Source organism: Pseudomonas sp. GW821-FHT10B02 (genome assembly GCF_059415665.1).
Map to the genome: position 1 here is coordinate 1 of NZ_JBWKNR010000030.1, position 19,752 is coordinate 19,752.

Here is a 19,752-nt window from a genome sequence, read left to right on the forward strand (position 1 = left end):
CCCATGTGAGAGTAGGTCATCGTCAAGATTAAATTCCGAAACCCCTATCTGCGCATGCAGGTAGGGGTTTTGTCTTTTGCGGCCTACTCTTCTGCTAGATGTCTCTTCAGGCGCCTGAAACCCATCAGTTTTCTATGCAATCCCTGCCTGCATAGCTATCATGCCAGCCTCATTACGAGTCGAGATTGGCATGCTGAAGTTGTTGAAGCTCCTCAAGGATGGCCGGTTCCATTCCGGGCAGGACCTGGGGGTCGCCCTTGGCGTAAGTCGTAGTGCTGTCTGGAAACAGTTACAGCACCTCGAGGCCGAGTTGAATCTGCCCATTCATAAAGTGCGTGGCCGCGGCTATCAGTTGGCCGCGCCGCTGTTCCTGCTGGAGGAATCGGCTATTGCCGAGCGCTCGCAGGGAGAGCACTGGCCTGCACTAATATTCGACTCTATTGATTCCACCAATGCCCAGGCTTTGCGCGCAATCACTGAAGGTCAGGCTGCTCCCTTTCTGGTGCTGGCCGAGCGTCAGACGGCAGGGCGCGGGCGGCGTGGGCGTCAGTGGGTCAGTCCGTTTGCCGAGAACCTCTATTACAGCCTGGTGCTGCGTATTGAAGGCGGCATGCGTCAGCTTGAGGGCTTGAGTCTGGTGGTGGGGCTTGCGGTCATGCGTACGCTGCAGTCTTTCGGTGTGGCTGATGCCGGTTTGAAGTGGCCAAACGACGTCCTGGTCAATAATCAAAAGATTGCCGGTATCCTGCTGGAGTTGGTTGGCGATCCCGCTGATGTCTGCCACGTGGTATTGGGTATCGGCATCAATGTGAACATGCAGGCTACGACCGAGGTCGATCAGCAATGGACCTCTGTGCGTCGCGAGACGGGTGCGGCCATCGATCGCAATCTGTTGGTCGCCAGGCTCAACCACAATCTGCAGCTCGACCTTGAGCGGCATCGGCAGGCCGGTTTCGCCGCATTCCAGCATGAGTGGGAGCAGGCGCACCTTTGGCAGGGGAGGGCGGTGTCCTTGATTGCCGGAGTCAACAAGATCGACGGTGTGGTATTGGGTATCGACGGCCAGGGTGCATTGCGTCTTGTGGTCGATGGCGTTGAGAAGAGCTTCAGTGGTGGTGAGCTCAGTTTGAGGTTGCGTGATGATTCTTGAGCTCGATTGCGGTAACAGCTTCATCAAATGGCGCGTTATCCGTAGCGCCGATGCGTCTATCGTTGCTGGAGGTGTGGTCGACTCCGATCAGGCATTGCTGACAGCAGTCGCGGCGCTCCCCCAGCCGCCTCAGCGTGGTCGTCTGGTCAGTGTGCGCAGTGAAGAAGAAACTACAGCGCTATCGGCGCTATTGGCCCAGCGCTTCGGGTTTGAAGTACTTGTTGCGCAGCCCGCTCGGGAAGTGGCTGGCGTGCGCAATGGTTATGAAGACTTCGAGCGTCTGGGGCTGGACCGCTGGCTTGCGGTGCTGGGGGCTTATCGGTTGGCCAAAGGCGCGTGCCTGGTCATGGATTTTGGTACTGCGGCCAAGGCGGACTTTGTTGCTGCAGATGGCGAGCACCTGGGGGGCTTCATCTGTCCTGGCATGCCGTTGATGCGCAGCCAGTTGCGCACCCATACCCGTCGTATTCGTTATGACGATGCGTCGGCCGAGCGCGCTTTGTCGAGTATGGCGCCCGGGCGCTCAACAGTAGAGGCGGTTGAGCGCGGCTGTGTGCATATGCTCCAGGGTTTCGTTCGCTCCCAGCTCGATCATGCAAAAGCCTTGTGGGGTGAAAATTTCACCGTATTGCTGACCGGAGGTGATGCGCCCCTGGTGCAAGAGGCTGCGCCGAGTGCCCGAGTGGTGCCGGACCTGGTATTTGTAGGCCTGGCCATGGCCTGTCCTCTGGATTGAGGTGACTATGCGTTGGTTGTTTCTGTTGCTGGTGGTGCTTAACGGCGTCTATTACGTCTGGCATCAGCAGGAAGCGCCCTTGAAGGTCAAAGAGGTCGCACCGCTATCGCTGTACAAGGGTAATCAGCAGGATATTCGCCTGTTGAGCGAGTCTCATCCGGGTAAACACGCTCCCGAGCGTGGTCAGGAGTGCCTTTATGTCGGTGGCATGAACACTCAGGAGCAGCTCGATGCCTTGCGCCAGCGCCTGCTTAGCCTGGATGTGGCTGCCATTCCGGTGGTTGGTCGCCTCGGAGATGCGACCGGTCTGTGGTTGCAGATAGCGCCCCAGAGCCAGCGTTTGCTGGACCAAACCCTGCTCGGAACACTTTCCCATGATTTCAAAGACTTAAAACATAAAATAATGTTGTGCAGGGGTATTGCAACTGGCGAATAGCTTGATAGAATGGCGCCCGCTTCACAGGGATGACCACTAAGTGGCAACACTGAGAAGCAGCTGTCAAATTAGCTAACCTCAAGATTTTAATGAGAAAAAGCTTGACAGCAGGACGGCAAGAGTTGAAAATGCCGCCCAGCTCAGGAGGGGTTCCCGAGCGGCCAAAGGGATCAGACTGTAAATCTGACGTCTACGACTTCGAAGGTTCGAATCCTTCCCCCTCCACCATTTTAGCGAGAGCTGCAAGCTCCGCGGGTATAGTTTAGTGGTAGAACCTCAGCCTTCCAAGCTGATGATGCGGGTTCGATTCCCGCTACCCGCTCCAAGTTTTGCAGTTGTTGCATAGTGTTACGCTCTTGTAGCTCAGTTGGTAGAGCACACCCTTGGTAAGGGTGAGGTCAGCGGTTCAAATCCGCTCAAGAGCTCCATATAACAAGGCAGATATGAAAATATCTGCCTTTGTTTTAATGGTCGTATTAACTTGCTTATTTCTTCTTGCTGAGGATTGTCTCGATGGCTAAGGAAAAGTTCGATCGTAGTCTGCCGCACGTGAACGTCGGCACCATTGGTCACGTTGACCATGGCAAGACCACGCTGACCGCAGCGCTGACTCGCGTTTGCTCCGAAGTTTTCGGTTCGGCCGTCGTCGAATTCGACAAGATCGACAGCGCTCCAGAAGAGAAAGCTCGCGGTATTACCATTAACACCGCTCATGTCGAGTACAACTCGAACATTCGTCACTATGCTCACGTTGACTGCCCAGGTCACGCTGACTACGTGAAGAACATGATCACCGGTGCTGCCCAGATGGACGGCGCGATCCTGGTTTGCTCGGCCGCCGATGGTCCGATGCCACAAACCCGTGAGCACATCCTGCTGTCCCGTCAGGTTGGCGTTCCGTACATCGTGGTCTTCCTGAACAAGGCTGACCTGGTAGACGACGCTGAGCTGCTGGAACTGGTCGAGATGGAAGTTCGCGACCTGCTGTCCACCTACGACTTCCCAGGCGACGACACTCCGATCATCATCGGTTCGGCTCGTATGGCGCTGGAAGGCAAAGACGACAACGAAATGGGCACCACCGCTGTCAAGAAGCTGGTTGAGACTCTGGACAGCTACATCCCAGAGCCTGAGCGTGCTATCGACAAGCCGTTCCTGATGCCAATCGAAGACGTATTCTCGATCTCGGGTCGTGGTACCGTTGTTACCGGTCGTATCGAGCGTGGTATCGTCCGCGTTCAGGATGCCCTGGAAATCGTTGGTCTGCGTGACACCACCACCACCACCTGCACCGGTGTTGAGATGTTCCGCAAGCTGCTGGACGAAGGTCGTGCTGGCGAGAACTGCGGCGTTCTGCTGCGTGGCACCAAGCGTGACGACGTTGAGCGTGGTCAGGTTCTGGTCAAGCCAGGTTCGGTTAAGCCGCACACCAAGTTCACCGCAGAAGTTTACGTTCTGAGCAAAGAAGAGGGCGGCCGTCATACTCCGTTCTTCAAAGGCTACCGTCCACAGTTCTACTTCCGTACTACTGACGTGACCGGTAACTGCGAGCTGCCAGAAGGCGTTGAAATGGTAATGCCAGGTGACAACATCCAGATGACTGTCACTCTGATCAAAACCATCGCAATGGAAGATGGTCTGCGTTTCGCTATCCGTGAAGGCGGTCGTACCGTCGGCGCTGGTGTAGTAGCAAAGATTATCGAATAAGTAGTTGATTTCTCTCGATCAGGTCGGCATAATGGCCGGCCTGATAAGCTTTTAGGTCAGTAGCTCAATTGGCAGAGCGACGGTCTCCAAAACCGTAGGTTGGGGGTTCGATTCCCTCCTGACCTGCCAGATTCACCTCGTGTGTCTGGCTTTCTTTTCACAGGATCTTCCTAGATGACTCCCAAGGCTGAAGCCCAAGACTCTCGTTTTGATCTGCTCAAGTGGCTGGCTGTTGTCGCTTTGGTGGTTGTTGGTGTTGTGGGTAATCTTTATTACTCCGCTTCGCCGATTCTGTATCGCGTACTCGCACTGCTCGTTCTGGCTGCTGTTGCTGGCTTTATCGCCCTGCAGACCGCCAAGGGCAAGTCGTTCTTTACGCTGGTGAAGGAAGCTCGCACCGAGATTCGTAAAGTCGTATGGCCAACCCGTCAAGAGACCATGCAAACCACGCTCATCGTAGTGGCGGTTGTTCTGGTTATGGCGTTGCTGCTGTGGGGTCTTGACTCCCTGCTCGGTTGGTTGATTTCCTTGATTGTTGGCTAAGGGTGTCCCGTGGCTAAGCGTTGGTATGTTGTGCATGCTTACTCGGGTTACGAGAAGCATGTAATGCGCTCGCTGATCGAGCGCGTAAAGCTGGCTGGCATGGAAGACGGCTTCGGCGAAATTCTGGTCCCCACTGAAGAAGTGGTTGAGATGCGCAATGGCCAGAAGCGCAAGAGCGAACGTAAGTTCTTCCCTGGCTATGTCCTGGTGCAAATGGACATGAACGAAGGTACCTGGCACTTGGTCAAGGATACCCCTCGTGTCATGGGCTTCATCGGTGGTACTGCAGACAAACCTGCGCCAATCACTGATAAAGAAGCTGAAGCCATTCTGCGTCGCGTTGCCGATGGCAGCGACAAGCCCAAGCCGAAAACGCTGTTCGAGCCGGGTGAAGTGGTCCGCGTTATCGATGGCCCGTTTGCTGATTTCAACGGTACTGTTGAAGAAGTTAACTACGAGAAGAGCCGGATCCAAGTGGCCGTGCTTATTTTCGGTCGCTCTACCCCGGTAGAGCTTGAGTTCAGCCAGGTCGAAAAGGTCTAGCCGAACAAAGCATCCCATACCCCGCAGCCCTATGTGCTGCGGGGTTTTGTCGTCACTGGGATAAAACGTAAGTAATCCGGGGAGCCATCTGGCGTTCGTACCCGATATTGGAGTAGCTCATGGCTAAGAAGATTCAGGCTTACATCAAGCTGCAAGTAAAGGCCGGCCAGGCCAACCCAAGCCCACCCGTTGGTCCAGCACTGGGTCAACACGGTGTGAACATCATGGAATTCTGCAAGGCCTTCAACGCCCGTACTCAGGGTCAAGAAGCCGGTCTGCCGACTCCTGTGATCATCACTGTTTACAGTGACCGCAGCTTCACCTTCGAAACCAAAAGCACCCCTGCTTCGGTTCTGCTGAAGAAAGCAGCTGGCCTGACCAGCGGTTCTGCACGTCCGAACACCGTTAAAGTCGGTACTGTGACCCGTGCTCAGCTGGAAGAGATCGCAAAAACCAAAAATGCTGATCTGACTGCCGCTGACATGGAAGCAGCCGTGCGTACCATCGCCGGTTCTGCTCGCAGCATGGGCCTCAACGTGGAGGGTGTGTAATGGCTAAGCTGACCAAGCGCCAAAAGGCCATTGCTTCGAAAATCGAAGCTGGCAAAGTCTACAACTTCGAAGACGCAGCAGTGCTGCTGGCCGAACTGTCCACCGTGAAGTTCAGCGAATCCTTCGACGTTGCTGTCAACCTCGGCGTTGATCCACGTAAATCCGACCAGGTCGTTCGTAGCGCTACCGTGCTGCCACACGGCACTGGCAAGACCGTACGTGTTGCCGTCTTCACCCAGGGTCCAGCTGCTGAGGCCGCTCTGGCTGCCGGCGCTGACCGTGTAGGTATGGACGATCTGGCTGCCGAAATGAAAGGCGGCGACCTGAACTATGACGTCGTTATTGCTTCCCCGGACGCAATGCGTGTTGTAGGTCAACTGGGTCAGGTTCTGGGTCCTCGCGGCCTGATGCCTAACCCGAAAGTCGGTACCGTAACTCCAGACGTAGCCACCGCGGTCAAAAACGCCAAGGCTGGTCAGGTTCGTTATCGCACCGACAAAAACGGCATCATCCACACCTCCGTTGGCAAGGTCGGCTTTGAAGCTGGCAAGCTGAAGGAAAACGTTGAAGCCCTGATCGCTGATCTGAAGCGTATCAAGCCAGCTTCCTCGAAAGGTATCTACGTTAAGCGCGTTACCCTGAGCACCACTATGGGCCCAGGTCTGGTCATCGACCAGAGCTCGCTGAACGCGTAAGACAAAAGCCGGCGCGAGTAATCGCGTCCGCTTGAAAAAATTGGGGTCCCTGCCTGGCGGGGGCTATCCAAGACCGTAGGCGGCGCAAGCCTTAAACCTCAAGCCTACGCAGATGGTGCTCCCGGTTCCTTACCGAATCAGACACCAAAACGACATCCGGCTTCGGCCAGATGAAACGGTAACAAGCAGGAGTTTTACCCGTGGCAATTAAACTCGAAGACAAGAAGGCCATCGTCGCTGAAGTCAACGAGGCTGCCAAAGTCGCTCTGTCCGCTGTCGTGGCTGATGCCCGTGGTGTGACTGTAGGCGCAATGACCGGACTCCGTAAAGAGGCTCGTGAAGCTGGCGTATACGTACGTGTCGTACGTAACACCCTGCTCAAGCGCGCTGTTGCTGACACTGAATTCAGTGTTCTCAACGACGCCTTCACCGGCCCGACCCTGATCGCATTCTCCAACGAACACCCGGGCGCTGCTGCTCGTCTGTTCAAAGAGTTCGCCAAGGGTCAGGACAAGTTCGAGATCAAGGCAGCTGCGTTCGACGGCAAGTTCCTTGCCGCTAACGAAATCGACGTGTTGGCTACCCTGCCGACCCGCGACGAAGCTATCGCGAAGCTGATGAGCGTGATCCAAGGCGCTACCAGCAAGCTGGCTCGTACTTTGGCAGCTATTCGCGACCAGAAAGAAGCTACTGCTGCCTAAGGCACAGAAAGCCCTTTCGAAATCATACGTTTAATTTGATAGCTGCGTAGGCTGTCACCCCAATACAGGATTTAAGTCATGTCTCTGACTAACGAGCAAATCATCGAAGCAATCGGCCAGAAAACCGTTCTGGAAGTTGTTGAGCTGATCAAAGCAATGGAAGAAACCTTCGGCGTTACCGCTGCTGTTGCCGCTGCTGGCCCAGCTGCTGCCGCTGCCGTTGTTGAAGAGCAAACCGAATTCAACGTAGTTCTGGTTGAAGCCGGCGAGAAGAAAGTCAACGTGATCAAGGCCGTTCGTGAACTGACCGGTCTGGGCCTGAAAGAAGCCAAAGAGAAAGTTGACGGCGCTCCTCAGGTTGTCGCTGAAGGCGTTTCGAAAGAAGCCGCTGAAGACGCCAAGAAGAAGCTGGAAGAAGCAGGCGCTAAAGTCGAACTCAAGTAATTTCGACTTTGCGACTCCAGCCCGAGCGCTAAGCAAACGGCTGATGGCTGGTGGCTCTTGCCACCGGCCTTTTTCCGTTATTGGCAGCTGACCAGGTCGGCGCCGATAACGAGCTGTAACCACCAACGATGGTGGCGCAAACCATGGGGTTTGCACGATTTTCTGGCTGCTCCCGTCGGGAGAAGCCAAACAAGCAGGTGACCAAGCTGGGGAACGCTGATGGCTTACTCATACACTGAGAAAAAACGTATCCGCAAGGACTTTAGCAAGTTGCCGGACGTCATGGATGTGCCTTACCTCCTGGCCATCCAGCTGGATTCGTATCGTGAATTCTTGCAAGCGGGAGCGACCAAAGATCAGTTCCGCGACGTGGGCCTGCATGCGGCCTTCAAATCGGTTTTCCCGATCATCAGCTACTCCGGCAATGCTGCCCTGGAGTACGTTGGCTATCGTCTGGGCGAACCGGCTTTTGATGTCAAAGAATGCGTACTGCGCGGCGTGACCTACGCGGTACCGCTGCGGGTAAAAGTCCGCCTGATCATTTTCGACAAAGAATCGTCGAACAAAGCGATCAAGGACATCAAAGAGCAAGAAGTCTACATGGGTGAAATCCCCCTGATGACTGAAAACGGTACCTTCGTAATCAACGGTACCGAGCGTGTTATCGTTTCCCAGCTGCACCGTTCGCCGGGCGTGTTCTTCGATCACGACCGCGGCAAAACGCACAGCTCTGGCAAACTGCTGTACTCGGCGCGGATCATTCCGTACCGCGGCTCGTGGCTGGACTTCGAGTTCGATCCGAAAGACTGTGTATTCGTCCGTATCGACCGTCGTCGCAAGCTGCCTGCGTCGGTATTGCTGCGCGCGCTGGGCTACAGCACTGAAGAAGTGCTCAACGCTTTCTACACCACCAACGTATTCCACGTGTCGGGCGAGAGCCTGAGCCTGGAGCTGGTGCCTCAGCGCCTGCGTGGTGAAGTTGCGGTCATGGACATCCATGATGAAACCGGCAAGGTGATTGTCGAGCAAGGTCGTCGTATTACCGCTCGCCACATCAACCAGCTGGAAAAGGCCGGCGTGAAGCAGCTCGACGTTCCTATGGAATACGTCCTGGGCCGCACCACCGCCAAGGCCATCGTGCACCCGGCTACCGGCGAAATCCTGGCCGAGTGCAACACCGAGCTGAACACCGAGCTGCTGATCAAGATCGCCAAGGCTCAGGTTGTCCGCATCGAGACCCTGTACACCAACGACATCGACTGCGGTCCGTTCATCTCCGATACCCTGAAGATCGACTCCACCAGCAATCAGCTGGAAGCGCTGGTCGAAATCTACCGGATGATGCGTCCTGGCGAGCCGCCAACCAAGGATGCTGCCGAGACCCTGTTCAACAACCTGTTCTTCAGCGCCGAGCGTTACGACCTGTCGGCCGTTGGTCGCATGAAGTTCAACCGTCGTATCGGTCGCACCGAGATCGAAGGTTCGGGCGTGCTGAGCAAGGAAGACATCGTCGAGGTCCTCAAGACCCTGGTCGATATCCGTAACGGCAAAGGCATCGTCGACGACATCGACCACCTCGGTAACCGTCGCGTTCGTTGCGTCGGCGAGATGGCCGAGAACCAGTTCCGCGTTGGCCTGGTGCGTGTTGAGCGTGCGGTCAAAGAGCGTCTGTCGATGGCAGAAAGCGAAGGCCTGATGCCTCAGGACCTGATCAACGCCAAGCCGGTTGCGGCGGCGGTGAAAGAGTTCTTCGGCTCCAGCCAGCTCTCGCAGTTCATGGACCAGAACAACCCGCTCTCCGAGATCACCCACAAGCGTCGTGTCTCCGCACTCGGCCCTGGTGGTCTGACCCGTGAGCGTGCAGGCTTCGAAGTTCGTGACGTACACCCGACCCACTACGGCCGTGTGTGCCCGATCGAGACTCCTGAAGGTCCGAACATCGGTCTGATCAACTCCCTGGCGGCCTATGCCCGCACCAACCAGTACGGCTTCCTGGAAAGCCCGTACCGTGTGGTTAAAGAGGGTGTTGTCACCGACGACATCGTGTTCCTGTCGGCGATCGAAGAAGCTGATCACGTCATCGCCCAGGCTTCGGCCGCGATGAACGAGAAGAAGCAACTGATCGACGAGCTGGTAGCCGTTCGTCACCTGAACGAATTCACCGTCAAGGCGCCGGAAGACGTCACCCTGATGGATGTTTCGCCGAAGCAGGTAGTTTCGGTTGCAGCGTCGCTGATTCCGTTCCTCGAGCACGACGACGCCAACCGTGCGTTGATGGGTTCGAACATGCAGCGTCAGGCTGTACCAACCCTGCGTGCCGACAAGCCGCTGGTCGGTACCGGCATGGAGCGTAACGTTGCCCGTGACTCCGGCGTTTGCGTCGTGGCTCGTCGTGGCGGCGTGATCGATTCCGTCGATGCCAGCCGTATCGTTGTTCGCGTTGCTGATGACGAAGTTGAAACCGGTGAAGCCGGTGTCGACATCTACAACCTGACCAAGTACACCCGTTCGAACCAGAACACCTGCATCAACCAGCGTCCGCTGGTGAGCAAAGGTGATGTGGTTCAGCGTAGCGACATCATGGCCGACGGCCCGTCCACCGACATGGGTGAACTGGCACTGGGTCAGAACATGCGTATCGCGTTCATGGCGTGGAACGGCTTCAACTTCGAAGACTCCATCTGCCTGTCCGAGCGTGTGGTTCAGGAAGACCGCTTCACCACGATCCACATCCAGGAACTGACCTGTGTGGCCCGTGACACCAAGCTTGGCCCAGAAGAGATCACCGCGGACATTCCGAACGTCGGTGAAGCTGCGCTGAACAAGCTGGACGAAGCCGGTATTGTTTACGTGGGTGCTGAAGTCGGCGCTGGCGACATTCTGGTCGGCAAGGTCACGCCAAAAGGCGAAACCCAGCTGACTCCAGAAGAGAAGCTGCTGCGCGCGATCTTCGGTGAGAAGGCCAGCGACGTTAAAGACACCTCCCTGCGCGTGCCTACCGGCACCAAAGGTACTGTCATCGACGTACAGGTCTTCACCCGTGACGGCGTTGAGCGCGACAGCCGTGCGCTGTCCATCGAGAAGATGCAGCTCGACGAGATCCGCAAGGACCTGAACGAAGAGTTCCGTATCGTTGAAGGCGCAACCTTCGAACGTCTGCGTTCTGCCCTGAACGGCCAGGTCGTCGATGGTGGTGCAGGCCTGAAGAAAGGCACTGTGATCACCAACGAAGTGCTGGACGGTCTGGAGCACGGCCAGTGGTTCAAACTGCGCATGGCCGAAGACGCGCTGAACGAGCAACTCGAGAAGGCCCAGGCCTACATCGTTGATCGTCGCCGTCTGCTGGACGACAAGTTCGAAGACAAGAAGCGCAAGCTGCAGCAGGGCGATGACCTGGCACCGGGCGTACTGAAGATCGTCAAGGTCTACCTGGCAATCCGTCGCCGCATCCAGCCGGGCGACAAGATGGCCGGTCGTCACGGTAACAAGGGTGTGGTCTCGGTGATCATGCCGGTCGAAGACATGCCGCACGACGCCAACGGTACTCCGGTTGACGTGGTACTCAACCCACTGGGTGTACCATCGCGTATGAACGTTGGTCAGATCCTCGAAACCCACCTGGGCCTGGCGGCCAAAGGTCTGGGTGAGAAGATCAACCGCATGCTCGAAGAGCAGCGCAAGGTCATTGAACTGCGCAAGTTCCTCACCGAGATCTACAACGAGATCGGTGGTCGTCAGGAAAGCCTGGAAGACTTCTCCGACCAGGAAATCCTGGATCTGGCGAAGAACCTCAAAGGCGGTGTGCCAATGGCCACTCCAGTCTTCGACGGCGCCAAGGAAAGCGAAATCAAGGCCATGCTGAAACTGGCAGACATGCCAGAAAGCGGTCAGATGCAGCTGTTCGACGGCCGTACCGGTAACAAGTTCGAGCGTCCAGTGACCGTTGGTTACATGTACATGCTCAAGCTGAACCACTTGGTGGACGACAAGATGCACGCGCGTTCCACTGGTTCTTACAGCCTGGTTACCCAGCAGCCGCTGGGTGGTAAGGCGCAGTTCGGTGGTCAGCGTTTCGGGGAGATGGAAGTGTGGGCGCTGGAAGCATACGGCGCGGCATACACCCTGCAAGAAATGCTCACAGTGAAGTCGGACGACGTGAACGGTCGGACCAAGATGTACAAAAACATCGTGGACGGCGATCACCGTATGGAGCCGGGCATGCCCGAGTCCTTCAACGTGTTGATCAAAGAGATCCGTTCGCTCGGTATCGATATCGATCTGGAAACCGAATAACACGTGACGCGAATCGGGAGCGTGGCTGAAAAGCCCGCTCCCTGCTCCGCCAGGAGGAAAGGCCTTGAAAGACCTACTGAATTTGCTGAAAAACCAGGGTCAAGTCGAAGAGTTCGACGCCATCCGTATCGGATTGGCCTCGCCTGAGATGATCCGTTCGTGGTCGTTCGGTGAAGTTAAAAAGCCGGAAACCATCAACTACCGTACGTTCAAACCTGAGCGTGACGGCCTGTTCTGCGCCAAGATCTTTGGCCCAGTCAAGGACTACGAGTGCCTGTGCGGTAAGTACAAGCGCCTGAAACACCGTGGCGTTATCTGTGAGAAGTGCGGCGTTGAAGTCGCCCTGGCCAAGGTTCGTCGTGAGCGCATGGCGCACATCGAACTGGCCTCTCCAGTTGCCCACATCTGGTTCCTGAAATCGCTGCCGTCGCGTATCGGCTTGCTGATGGACATGACCCTGCGTGATATCGAGCGCGTTCTCTACTTCGAGAGCTATGTCGTTATCGATCCGGGCATGACCACTCTGGAAAAAGGTCAGCTGCTCAACGATGAGCAGTATTTCGAAGCGCTGGAAGAGTTCGGCGATGACTTCGACGCCCGCATGGGTGCCGAGGCTGTCCGCGAGCTGCTGCACGCTATCGACCTGGAGCACGAGATTGGCCGCCTGCGCGAAGAGATTCCGCAGACCAACTCGGAAACCAAGATCAAGAAGCTGTCCAAGCGTCTGAAGCTGATGGAAGCCTTCCAGGGCTCGGGCAACCTGCCTGAGTGGATGGTCCTGACCGTTCTGCCGGTTCTGCCGCCAGATCTGCGTCCATTGGTTCCGCTGGATGGCGGTCGCTTCGCGACTTCCGACCTGAACGATCTGTATCGTCGGGTGATCAACCGTAACAACCGTCTGAAGCGCCTGCTCGACCTGTCCGCGCCGGACATCATCGTGCGCAACGAAAAGCGCATGCTGCAGGAAGCGGTCGACGCCTTGCTGGATAACGGCCGTCGCGGTCGTGCCATCACCGGCTCGAACAAGCGTCCTCTGAAATCCCTGGCCGACATGATCAAGGGTAAGCAAGGTCGTTTCCGTCAGAACTTGCTCGGTAAGCGTGTTGACTACTCTGGCCGTTCGGTAATTACCGTAGGTCCGACCCTGCGTCTGCACCAGTGCGGTCTGCCGAAGAAAATGGCTCTCGAGCTGTTCAAGCCGTTCATTTTCGGCAAGCTGGAAATGCGTGGTCTGGCGACCACCATCAAGGCTGCCAAGAAGATGGTCGAGCGCGAGCTGCCAGAGGTTTGGGACGTTCTCGCCGAAGTGATTCGCGAACACCCCGTGCTGCTCAACCGTGCACCGACCCTTCACCGTCTGGGTATCCAGGCCTTTGAACCAGTACTGATCGAAGGTAAGGCTATCCAGCTGCACCCGTTGGTCTGTGCCGCGTACAACGCCGACTTCGACGGTGACCAAATGGCCGTTCACGTGCCGCTGACGCTGGAAGCCCAGCTCGAAGCGCGCGCGCTGATGATGTCGACCAACAACATTCTGTCGCCAGCCAACGGTGAGCCAATCATCGTTCCGTCGCAGGACGTTGTACTGGGTCTGTACTACATGACCCGTGAAGCCATCAACGCCAAGGGCGAAGGTCGCGTATTCGCCGACCTGCAGGAAGTCGACCGCGTATTCCGCGCCGGCGAAGCTGCCCTGCACGCCAAGATCAAGGTTCGTATCAACGAAACCGTCAACGATCGTGATGGCGGCAGCGTCAAGAACACCCGTATTGTCGACACCACTGTCGGCCGTGCTCTGCTGTTCCAGGTTGTACCGCCAGGTCTGTCGTACGACGTGGTCAACCAGCCAATGAAGAAAAAGGCGATCTCCAAGCTGATCAACCAGTGCTACCGCGTGGTTGGTCTGAAAGAGACCGTGATCTTCGCTGACCAGCTGATGTACACCGGTTTTGCCTACTCGACCATCTCTGGCGTTTCCATCGGTGTTAACGACTTCGTTATCCCGGATGAAAAAGCCCGCATCATCGGTACTGCTACCGACGAAGTGAAAGAGATCGAGAGCCAGTACGCCTCCGGCCTGGTAACCCAGGGCGAGAAGTACAACAAAGTCATCGACTTGTGGTCCAAGGCGAACGACGAAGTTTCCAAGGCGATGATGGCCAACCTCTCGAAAGAGAAGGTCATTGACCGCAATGGTGACGAAGTCGAGCAAGAGTCCTTCAACTCGATGTACATGATGGCTGACTCCGGTGCCCGGGGTTCGGCAGCTCAGATTCGTCAGCTGGCCGGTATGCGTGGTCTGATGGCCAAGCCGGACGGCTCGATCATCGAGACGCCGATCACTGCAAACTTCCGTGAAGGTCTGAGCGTACTCCAGTACTTCATCTCGACTCACGGTGCTCGTAAAGGTCTGGCGGATACCGCGTTGAAAACCGCGAACTCCGGTTACCTGACCCGTCGTCTGGTAGACGTTGCCCAGGATCTGGTAGTTACCGAGATCGACTGCGGCACCGAGCAGGGCCTGCTGATGACGCCGCACATTGAAGGCGGCGACGTTGTAGAGCCGCTGGGTGAGCGTGTACTGGGTCGTGTTATCGCCCGTGACGTGTTCAAGCCAGGCACCGACGACGTTATCGTTCCGGCCGGTACCCTGGTCGACGAGAAGTGGGTTGAATTCATCGAGCTGAACAGCATCGACGAAGTGATCGTGCGTTCGCCGATCAGCTGCGAAACCCGCTACGGTATCTGCGCCAAGTGCTACGGTCGTGACCTGGCTCGCGGTCACCAGGTGAACATCGGTGAAGCTGTCGGCGTTATCGCTGCTCAGTCGATCGGTGAGCCGGGCACCCAGCTGACCATGCGTACGTTCCACATCGGTGGTGCTGCAAGCCGGACCTCGGCTGCTGACAGCGTCCAGGTGAAGAACGGCGGTATGGTGCGTCTGCACAACCTGAAACAGGTTGAGCGTGCCGACGGTAACCTGGTTGCCGTATCGCGTTCCGGTGAGTTGGCGATTGCCGACGAGTTCGGTCGTGAGCGTGAGCGTTACAAGCTGCCTTACGGCGCCGTGATTTCGGTGAAGGAAGGCGACAAGGTCGACGCTGGCGCAATCGTCGCCAAGTGGGACCCGCACACCCACCCGATCGTTACCGAAATGAAAGGTACCGTGACCTTCGTGGGCATGGAAGAAGGCATCACCATCAAGCGTCAGACTGACGAATTGACTGGTTTGACCAACATTGAAGTTCTGGACGTCAAAGACCGTCCGGCTGCAGGTAAGGAAATCCGTCCTGCAATCAAGATGGTCGACGCCAATGGCAAGGATCTGCTGCTGCCAGGTACCGACGTACCGGCTCAGTACTTCCTGCCGGCGAACGCCCTGGTTGGTGTGGCTGACGGTGCCCAGATCGGTGTCGGTGACGTTATCGCGCGTATCCCGCAAGAAACGTCGAAGACCCGTGACATCACCGGTGGTCTGCCACGCGTTGCCGACCTGTTCGAAGCCCGTCGTCCGAAAGAAGCCTCGATTCTGGCTGAAGTCAGCGGCACCATCGCCTTCGGTAAAGAGACCAAAGGCAAGCGCCGTCTGGTCATCACTCCGAACGACGGTAGCGATCCGTACGAGGAGCTGATTCCGAAGTGGCGTCACCTGAACGTCTTCGAAGGCGAACAAGTGAACCGCGGCGAAGTTATCTCCGACGGCCCAAGCGATCCGCACGATATCCTGCGTCTGCTGGGTGTCAGCGCGCTGGCCAAGTACATCGTCAACGAGATCCAGGACGTTTACCGTCTGCAAGGCGTGAAGATCAACGACAAGCACATCGAGACCATCCTGCGTCAGATGCTGCGTAAAGTTGAGATCGCTGAATCGGGTGACTCCAGCTTCATCAAGGGCGACCAGATGGAACTGACCCAGGTACTGGTAGAGAACGAGCGCCTCAGCGCGGAAGACAAGTTTGTCTCCAAGTTCACTCGTGTACTGCTGGGTATCACCAAGGCCTCGCTGTCCACCGAATCGTTCATCTCGGCGGCTTCCTTCCAGGAAACCACTCGCGTACTGACCGAAGCGGCGGTAACCGGCAAGCGCGATTACCTGCGTGGCCTGAAAGAAAACGTGGTCGTGGGTCGTCTGATCCCGGCCGGTACCGGTCTGGCCTACCACAGCGAGCGCAAGCGTCGCCGTGATGCCGACAAGCCGCTGCGCGTAAGTGCCAGTGAGGTGGAAGCCGCACTGACTGAAGCGCTGAACTCCAGCGGTAACTGAAAGTAGGACTGGGCCCTGGCTGACCCGATCCGGTCATTGGCAACATAAATTGTTGCCGATGACTGGAGGAGGGAGGCTGGGGCCTCGTCTTGACTGGGGGCAAGATCCTCTTTAGACTCTTGTACCCCTAAATTTGGTGGGACTCCGTCCTGCCAATTTTTGCTTTTCTTGCAAGACAATAGCGTCGCAAGACAACAGTGGAGCTAGTAGATGGCAACTATCAACCAGCTGGTACGTCAGCCGCGTAAGCGTATCGTCGAGAAATCCGACGTTCCTGCGCTGCAGAACTGCCCGCAACGTCGTGGCGTGTGCACCCGTGTGTACACCACCACGCCGAAAAAACCTAACTCGGCACTGCGTAAAGTATGCCGTGTGCGTCTGACCAACGGTTTCGAGGTTTCCTCGTACATCGGCGGTGAAGGCCACAACCTGCAAGAGCACAGCGTCGTACTGATCCGTGGCGGTCGTGTAAAAGACTTGCCAGGTGTTCGTTACCACACCGTTCGCGGCTCCCTGGATACCTCCGGCGTTAAAGGTCGTAACCAAGGTCGTTCGAAGTACGGTACCAAGCGTCCGAAGTAATCGGCCGTTTGTTGCAGTTTGCAGTTATCAATTTTATTGAGTCGATAAGAGTAAGGTCGGGCACGCACCCTTTGGGTTCACTGTCCCGGGCTAACCTGAAGACCGTTTGAGGGCTTATCAATGCCAAGACGTCGTGTAGCAGCCAAGCGTGAGATTCTGGACGATCCAAAATACGGAAGCCAGATCCTCGCCAAGTTCATGAACCACGTTATGGAAAGCGGCAAGAAAGCCGTTGCCGAGCGTATCGTTTACGGTGCACTGGACAAGGTTAAAGAACGCAAGAACAGCGATCCCCTGGAAATCTTCGAGAAAGCTCTCGACGCCATCGCTCCGCTGGTCGAAGTTAAGTCGCGCCGTGTTGGCGGTGCCACTTACCAGGTTCCTGTTGAAGTTCGTCCATCCCGTCGTAACGCCCTGGCAATGCGCTGGTTGGTAGACTACGCCCGCAAGCGTGGCGAGAAGTCCATGGCTCTGCGCCTGGCTGGCGAGCTGCTGGATGCTGCTGAAGGCAAAGGTGCTGCAGTCAAGAAGCGTGAAGACGTACACCGTATGGCCGAAGCCAACAAAGCGTTCTCGCACTACCGCTTCTAATTCAGGCATCACTATTTTTGCGAGGGCTCTATGGCTCGTACTACACCAATCAACCGCTACCGTAACATTGGTATTTGCGCGCACGTTGACGCGGGCAAAACTACCACTACCGAGCGGATCCTGTTTTACACAGGTCTGAGCCACAAAATGGGCGAGGTGCATGACGGCGCCGCGACCACCGACTGGATGGTGCAGGAGCAGGAGCGGGGTATTACCATTACCTCCGCTGCTGTTACCACCTTCTGGGAAGGTTCCCGTGGCCAGTACGGCAAATACCGCGTAAACGTCATCGATACCCCTGGCCACGTTGACTTCACCATTGAAGTAGAACGTTCGCTGCGCGTACTCGACGGCGCTGTCGTTGTATTCTGCGGTACCTCCGGCGTTGAGCCGCAGTCCGAAACCGTATGGCGTCAAGCCAACAAATACGGCGTTCCACGTGTTGTTTACGTGAACAAGATGGACCGCGCTGGCGCTGACTTCCTGCGCGTTGTAGGTCAGATCAAGAACCGTCTGGGTCACACCCCGGTTCCTGTTCAACTGGCCATCGGTTCGGAAGATAACTTCCAGGGTCAGGTTGACCTGATCAAAATGAAGGCTATCTACTGGAACGACGACGACAAAGGCACCACCTATCGCGAGGAAGAAATTCCTGCCGATATGCTGGAGCTGGCTGAAGAGTGGCGCGCCAACATGGTCGAAGCCGCTGCCGAAGCCACCGAAGAGCTGATGAACAAGTACCTTGAAGAAGGTGAGCTGTCGGTCGAAGAAATCAAAGCCGGTCTGCGTGCGCGCACCCTGGCCAGCGAGATCGTTCCGGCTGTCTGCGGTTCTTCCTTCAAGAACAAGGGCGTTCCTCTGGTTCTCGATGCTGTTATCGACTTCCTGCCTGCTCCGACCGAGATTCCTGCGATCAAGGGTATCCACCCTGACCTGATCGAGAAGCCGAAAGACGAGCTGGTTGCAGAAGACTACGACGAGCGTCATGCAGACGACAACGAGCCGTTCTCGGCTCTGGCGTTCAAGATTGCCACCGACCCGTTCGTTGGTACTCTGACCTTCGTCCGCGTTTACTCGGGTATGCTGCAGTCCGGCGACTCCGTGATCAACTCGGTCAAGGGCAAGAAAGAGCGCGTTGGTCGTATGGTGCAAATGCACGCCAACCAGCGTGAAGAAATCAAAGAAGTACTGGCAGGCGACATCGCTGCTCTGATCGGCATGAAGGACGTCACCACCGGTGACACCCTGTGCAACGCCGACAAGCCGATCATCCTCGAGCGTATGGACTTCCCGGAGCCTGTGATCTCGGTAGCTGTTGAGCCGAAGACCAAGCAGGACCAGGAGAAGATGGGTATTGCACTGGGCAAACTGGCTCAGGAAGACCCGTCGTTCCGCGTCAAGACTGATGAAGAAACCGGCCAGACCATCATCTCGGGTATGGGCGAGCTTCACCTGGACATCCTCGTTGACCGCATGAAGCGCGAGTTCAACGTTGAGGCCAACATCGGTAAGCCGCAGGTTTCCTACCGCGAGCAGATCACCAAGGACAACGTCGAGATCGAAGGTAAGTTCGTTCGTCAGTCCGGTGGTCGTGGTCAGTTCGGTCACTGCTGGATTCGCTTCTCGCAGCCATCAGTGGACGCACAAGGCAACATCACCGAAGGCCTGGAGTTCACCAACGAAGTTGTAGGTGGTGTGGTTCCTAAGGAATACATCCCGGCGATCCAGAAGGGCATCGAAGAGCAGATGAAGAACGGCATCGTTGCCGGCTATCCGCTGATCGGCCTGAAGGCAACCGTGTTTGATGGTTCCTACCACGACGTCGACTCGAACGAGATGGCGTTCAAGGTGGCCGCTTCCATGGCGACCAAGCAACTCGCAGCCAAAGGCGGCGGTAAGGTGCTTGAGCCGATCATGAAGGTAGAAGTTGTGACCCCTGAGGACTACATGGGTGACGTGATGGGTGACCTGAACCGTCGTCGTGGTCTGATCCAGGGTATGGAAGATTCGGTGTCCGGCAAGGTTGTCCGTGCTGAAGTTCCGCTCGGAGAGATGTTCGGTTATGCGACCGACGTTCGTTCCATGTCTCAGGGTCGCGCGAGCTACTCCATGGAATTCTCCAAATACGCCGAAGCTCCGTCGAATATCGTCGAAGCACTCGTTAAAAAACAAGGCTAATCCAGCCCTTTAGGCAAGAGGTTCACTGTCGTGGCTAAAGAAAAATTTGATCGTTCCCTTCCGCACGTCAACGTTGGCACCATCGGTCACGTTGACCACGGTAAAACCACTCTGACTGCTGCTCTGACCCGCGTCTGCTCCGAAGTTTTCGGTTCGGCCGTTGTTGAGTTCGACAAGATCGACTCGGCTCCAGAAGAGAAAGCTCGCGGTATCACCATCAACACCGCGCACGTCGAGTACAACTCGAACATTCGTCACTACGCTCACGTTGACTGCCCAGGTCACGCTGACTACGTGAAGAACATGATCACCGGTGCTGCCCAGATGGACGGCGCGAT

At 56.6% G+C, this 19,752-nt stretch carries 16 protein-coding genes and 4 tRNA genes; all 20 read left to right on the top strand.

The features are described 5' to 3' along the window. The first annotated feature begins 190 nt into the window (after positions 1 to 190). Positions 191 to 1,150 carry a bifunctional biotin--[acetyl-CoA-carboxylase] ligase/biotin operon repressor BirA gene (birA, locus tag AC07OF_RS25515; RefSeq protein ID WP_157190967.1) on the top strand — a complete coding sequence of 320 codons (960 nt, stop codon included), beginning with the start codon at positions 191 to 193 and terminating at the stop codon, positions 1,148 to 1,150. Beyond that, entirely contained in the window at positions 1,140 to 1,886 is a 747-nt protein-coding gene (locus AC07OF_RS25520; protein WP_157190968.1) for a pantothenate kinase, read from the top strand. Before birA ends, AC07OF_RS25520 begins: the two co-directional genes overlap by 11 nt. 7 nt (positions 1,887 to 1,893) lie before the next feature. Next, a complete protein-coding gene (locus AC07OF_RS25525) occupies positions 1,894 to 2,322 on the top strand; it encodes a hypothetical protein (protein ID WP_157190969.1) in 429 nt (142 codons plus the stop codon). Between the two features lie 143 nt (positions 2,323 to 2,465). After that, positions 2,466 to 2,550 (top strand) — tRNA-Tyr (locus AC07OF_RS25530). 23 nt (positions 2,551 to 2,573) lie between these two features. Continuing rightward, positions 2,574 to 2,647: transfer RNA gene (locus tag AC07OF_RS25535), tRNA-Gly, on the top strand. Positions 2,648 to 2,674: 27 nt separating this feature from the next. Continuing rightward, positions 2,675 to 2,750, top strand: a tRNA-Thr gene (locus AC07OF_RS25540). Between the two features lie 85 nt (positions 2,751 to 2,835). Then, entirely contained in the window at positions 2,836 to 4,029 is a 1,194-nt protein-coding gene (gene tuf, locus AC07OF_RS25545; RefSeq protein ID WP_010220303.1) for an elongation factor Tu, read from the top strand. Between the two features lie 53 nt (positions 4,030 to 4,082). Next, a tRNA-Trp gene (locus AC07OF_RS25550) sits at positions 4,083 to 4,158 on the top strand. Positions 4,159 to 4,203: 45 nt separating this feature from the next. Next, positions 4,204 to 4,572 carry a preprotein translocase subunit SecE gene (gene secE, locus AC07OF_RS25555; protein WP_038606143.1) on the top strand — a complete coding sequence of 123 codons (369 nt, stop codon included), beginning with the start codon at positions 4,204 to 4,206 and terminating at the stop codon, positions 4,570 to 4,572. A gap of 9 nt (positions 4,573 to 4,581) precedes the next feature. After that, entirely contained in the window at positions 4,582 to 5,115 is a 534-nt protein-coding gene (gene nusG, locus AC07OF_RS25560; RefSeq protein WP_010220294.1) for a transcription termination/antitermination protein NusG, read from the top strand. 119 nt (positions 5,116 to 5,234) lie between these two features. Further along, positions 5,235 to 5,666: a 50S ribosomal protein L11 gene (rplK, locus tag AC07OF_RS25565; RefSeq protein WP_028944937.1), complete on the top strand. Its 432-nt coding sequence runs from the start codon at positions 5,235 to 5,237 to the stop codon at positions 5,664 to 5,666. Further along, complete coding sequence (gene rplA / locus AC07OF_RS25570; RefSeq protein ID WP_038606147.1) at positions 5,666 to 6,361, top strand: 50S ribosomal protein L1; 696 nt, start codon at positions 5,666 to 5,668, stop codon at positions 6,359 to 6,361. The genes rplK and rplA overlap by 1 nt, the downstream gene beginning before the upstream one ends. Before the next feature lie 200 nt (positions 6,362 to 6,561). Further along, a complete protein-coding gene (gene rplJ / locus AC07OF_RS25575) occupies positions 6,562 to 7,062 on the top strand; it encodes a 50S ribosomal protein L10 (RefSeq protein WP_028944939.1) in 501 nt (166 codons plus the stop codon). A gap of 78 nt (positions 7,063 to 7,140) precedes the next feature. After that, entirely contained in the window at positions 7,141 to 7,506 is a 366-nt protein-coding gene (rplL, locus tag AC07OF_RS25580; protein WP_007957596.1) for a 50S ribosomal protein L7/L12, read from the top strand. 219 nt (positions 7,507 to 7,725) lie between these two features. Further along, on the top strand, positions 7,726 to 11,799 hold the full coding sequence (gene rpoB / locus AC07OF_RS25585) for a DNA-directed RNA polymerase subunit beta (protein WP_157190970.1): 4,074 nt from the start codon (positions 7,726 to 7,728) through the stop codon (positions 11,797 to 11,799). A gap of 64 nt (positions 11,800 to 11,863) precedes the next feature. Further along, positions 11,864 to 16,063, top strand: a complete 4,200-nt coding sequence (gene rpoC / locus AC07OF_RS25590) for a DNA-directed RNA polymerase subunit beta' (RefSeq protein WP_028944941.1) — start codon at positions 11,864 to 11,866, stop codon at positions 16,061 to 16,063. A 210-nt stretch (positions 16,064 to 16,273) separates the two neighbouring features. Then, a complete protein-coding gene (gene rpsL / locus AC07OF_RS25595) occupies positions 16,274 to 16,645 on the top strand; it encodes a 30S ribosomal protein S12 (RefSeq protein ID WP_003186084.1) in 372 nt (123 codons plus the stop codon). A 120-nt stretch (positions 16,646 to 16,765) separates the two neighbouring features. After that, on the top strand, positions 16,766 to 17,236 hold the full coding sequence (gene rpsG, locus AC07OF_RS25600) for a 30S ribosomal protein S7 (RefSeq protein WP_008089143.1): 471 nt from the start codon (positions 16,766 to 16,768) through the stop codon (positions 17,234 to 17,236). A gap of 30 nt (positions 17,237 to 17,266) precedes the next feature. Then, complete coding sequence (gene fusA, locus AC07OF_RS25605; protein ID WP_157190971.1) at positions 17,267 to 19,414, top strand: elongation factor G; 2,148 nt, start codon at positions 17,267 to 17,269, stop codon at positions 19,412 to 19,414. Positions 19,415 to 19,444: 30 nt separating this feature from the next. Beyond that, positions 19,445 to 19,752: GTP-binding protein (locus AC07OF_RS25610; protein ID WP_495073666.1), on the top strand; the 308-nt coding region annotated here is incomplete at its 3' end.

Bases quoted from the DNA above. Each gene is read 5' to 3' on its own strand.
- AC07OF_RS25525 (WP_157190969.1), top strand. From the start codon at position 1,894: ATGCGTTGGTTGTTTCTGTTGCTGGTGGTGCTTAACGGCGTCTATTAC.
- birA (WP_157190967.1), top strand. From the start codon at position 191: ATGCTGAAGTTGTTGAAGCTCCTCAAGGATGGCCGGTTCCATTCCGGG.
- tuf (WP_010220303.1), top strand. From the start codon at position 2,836: ATGGCTAAGGAAAAGTTCGATCGTAGTCTGCCGCACGTGAACGTCGGC.
- rpoB (WP_157190970.1), top strand. From the start codon at position 7,726: ATGGCTTACTCATACACTGAGAAAAAACGTATCCGCAAGGACTTTAGC.
- fusA (WP_157190971.1), top strand. From the start codon at position 17,267: ATGGCTCGTACTACACCAATCAACCGCTACCGTAACATTGGTATTTGC.
- secE (WP_038606143.1), top strand. From the start codon at position 4,204: ATGACTCCCAAGGCTGAAGCCCAAGACTCTCGTTTTGATCTGCTCAAG.
- rplK (WP_028944937.1), top strand. From the start codon at position 5,235: ATGGCTAAGAAGATTCAGGCTTACATCAAGCTGCAAGTAAAGGCCGGC.
- rplL (WP_007957596.1), top strand. From the start codon at position 7,141: ATGTCTCTGACTAACGAGCAAATCATCGAAGCAATCGGCCAGAAAACC.
- AC07OF_RS25520 (WP_157190968.1), top strand. From the start codon at position 1,140: ATGATTCTTGAGCTCGATTGCGGTAACAGCTTCATCAAATGGCGCGTT.
- rplA (WP_038606147.1), top strand. From the start codon at position 5,666: ATGGCTAAGCTGACCAAGCGCCAAAAGGCCATTGCTTCGAAAATCGAA.
- rpsL (WP_003186084.1), top strand. From the start codon at position 16,274: ATGGCAACTATCAACCAGCTGGTACGTCAGCCGCGTAAGCGTATCGTC.
- rpsG (WP_008089143.1), top strand. From the start codon at position 16,766: ATGCCAAGACGTCGTGTAGCAGCCAAGCGTGAGATTCTGGACGATCCA.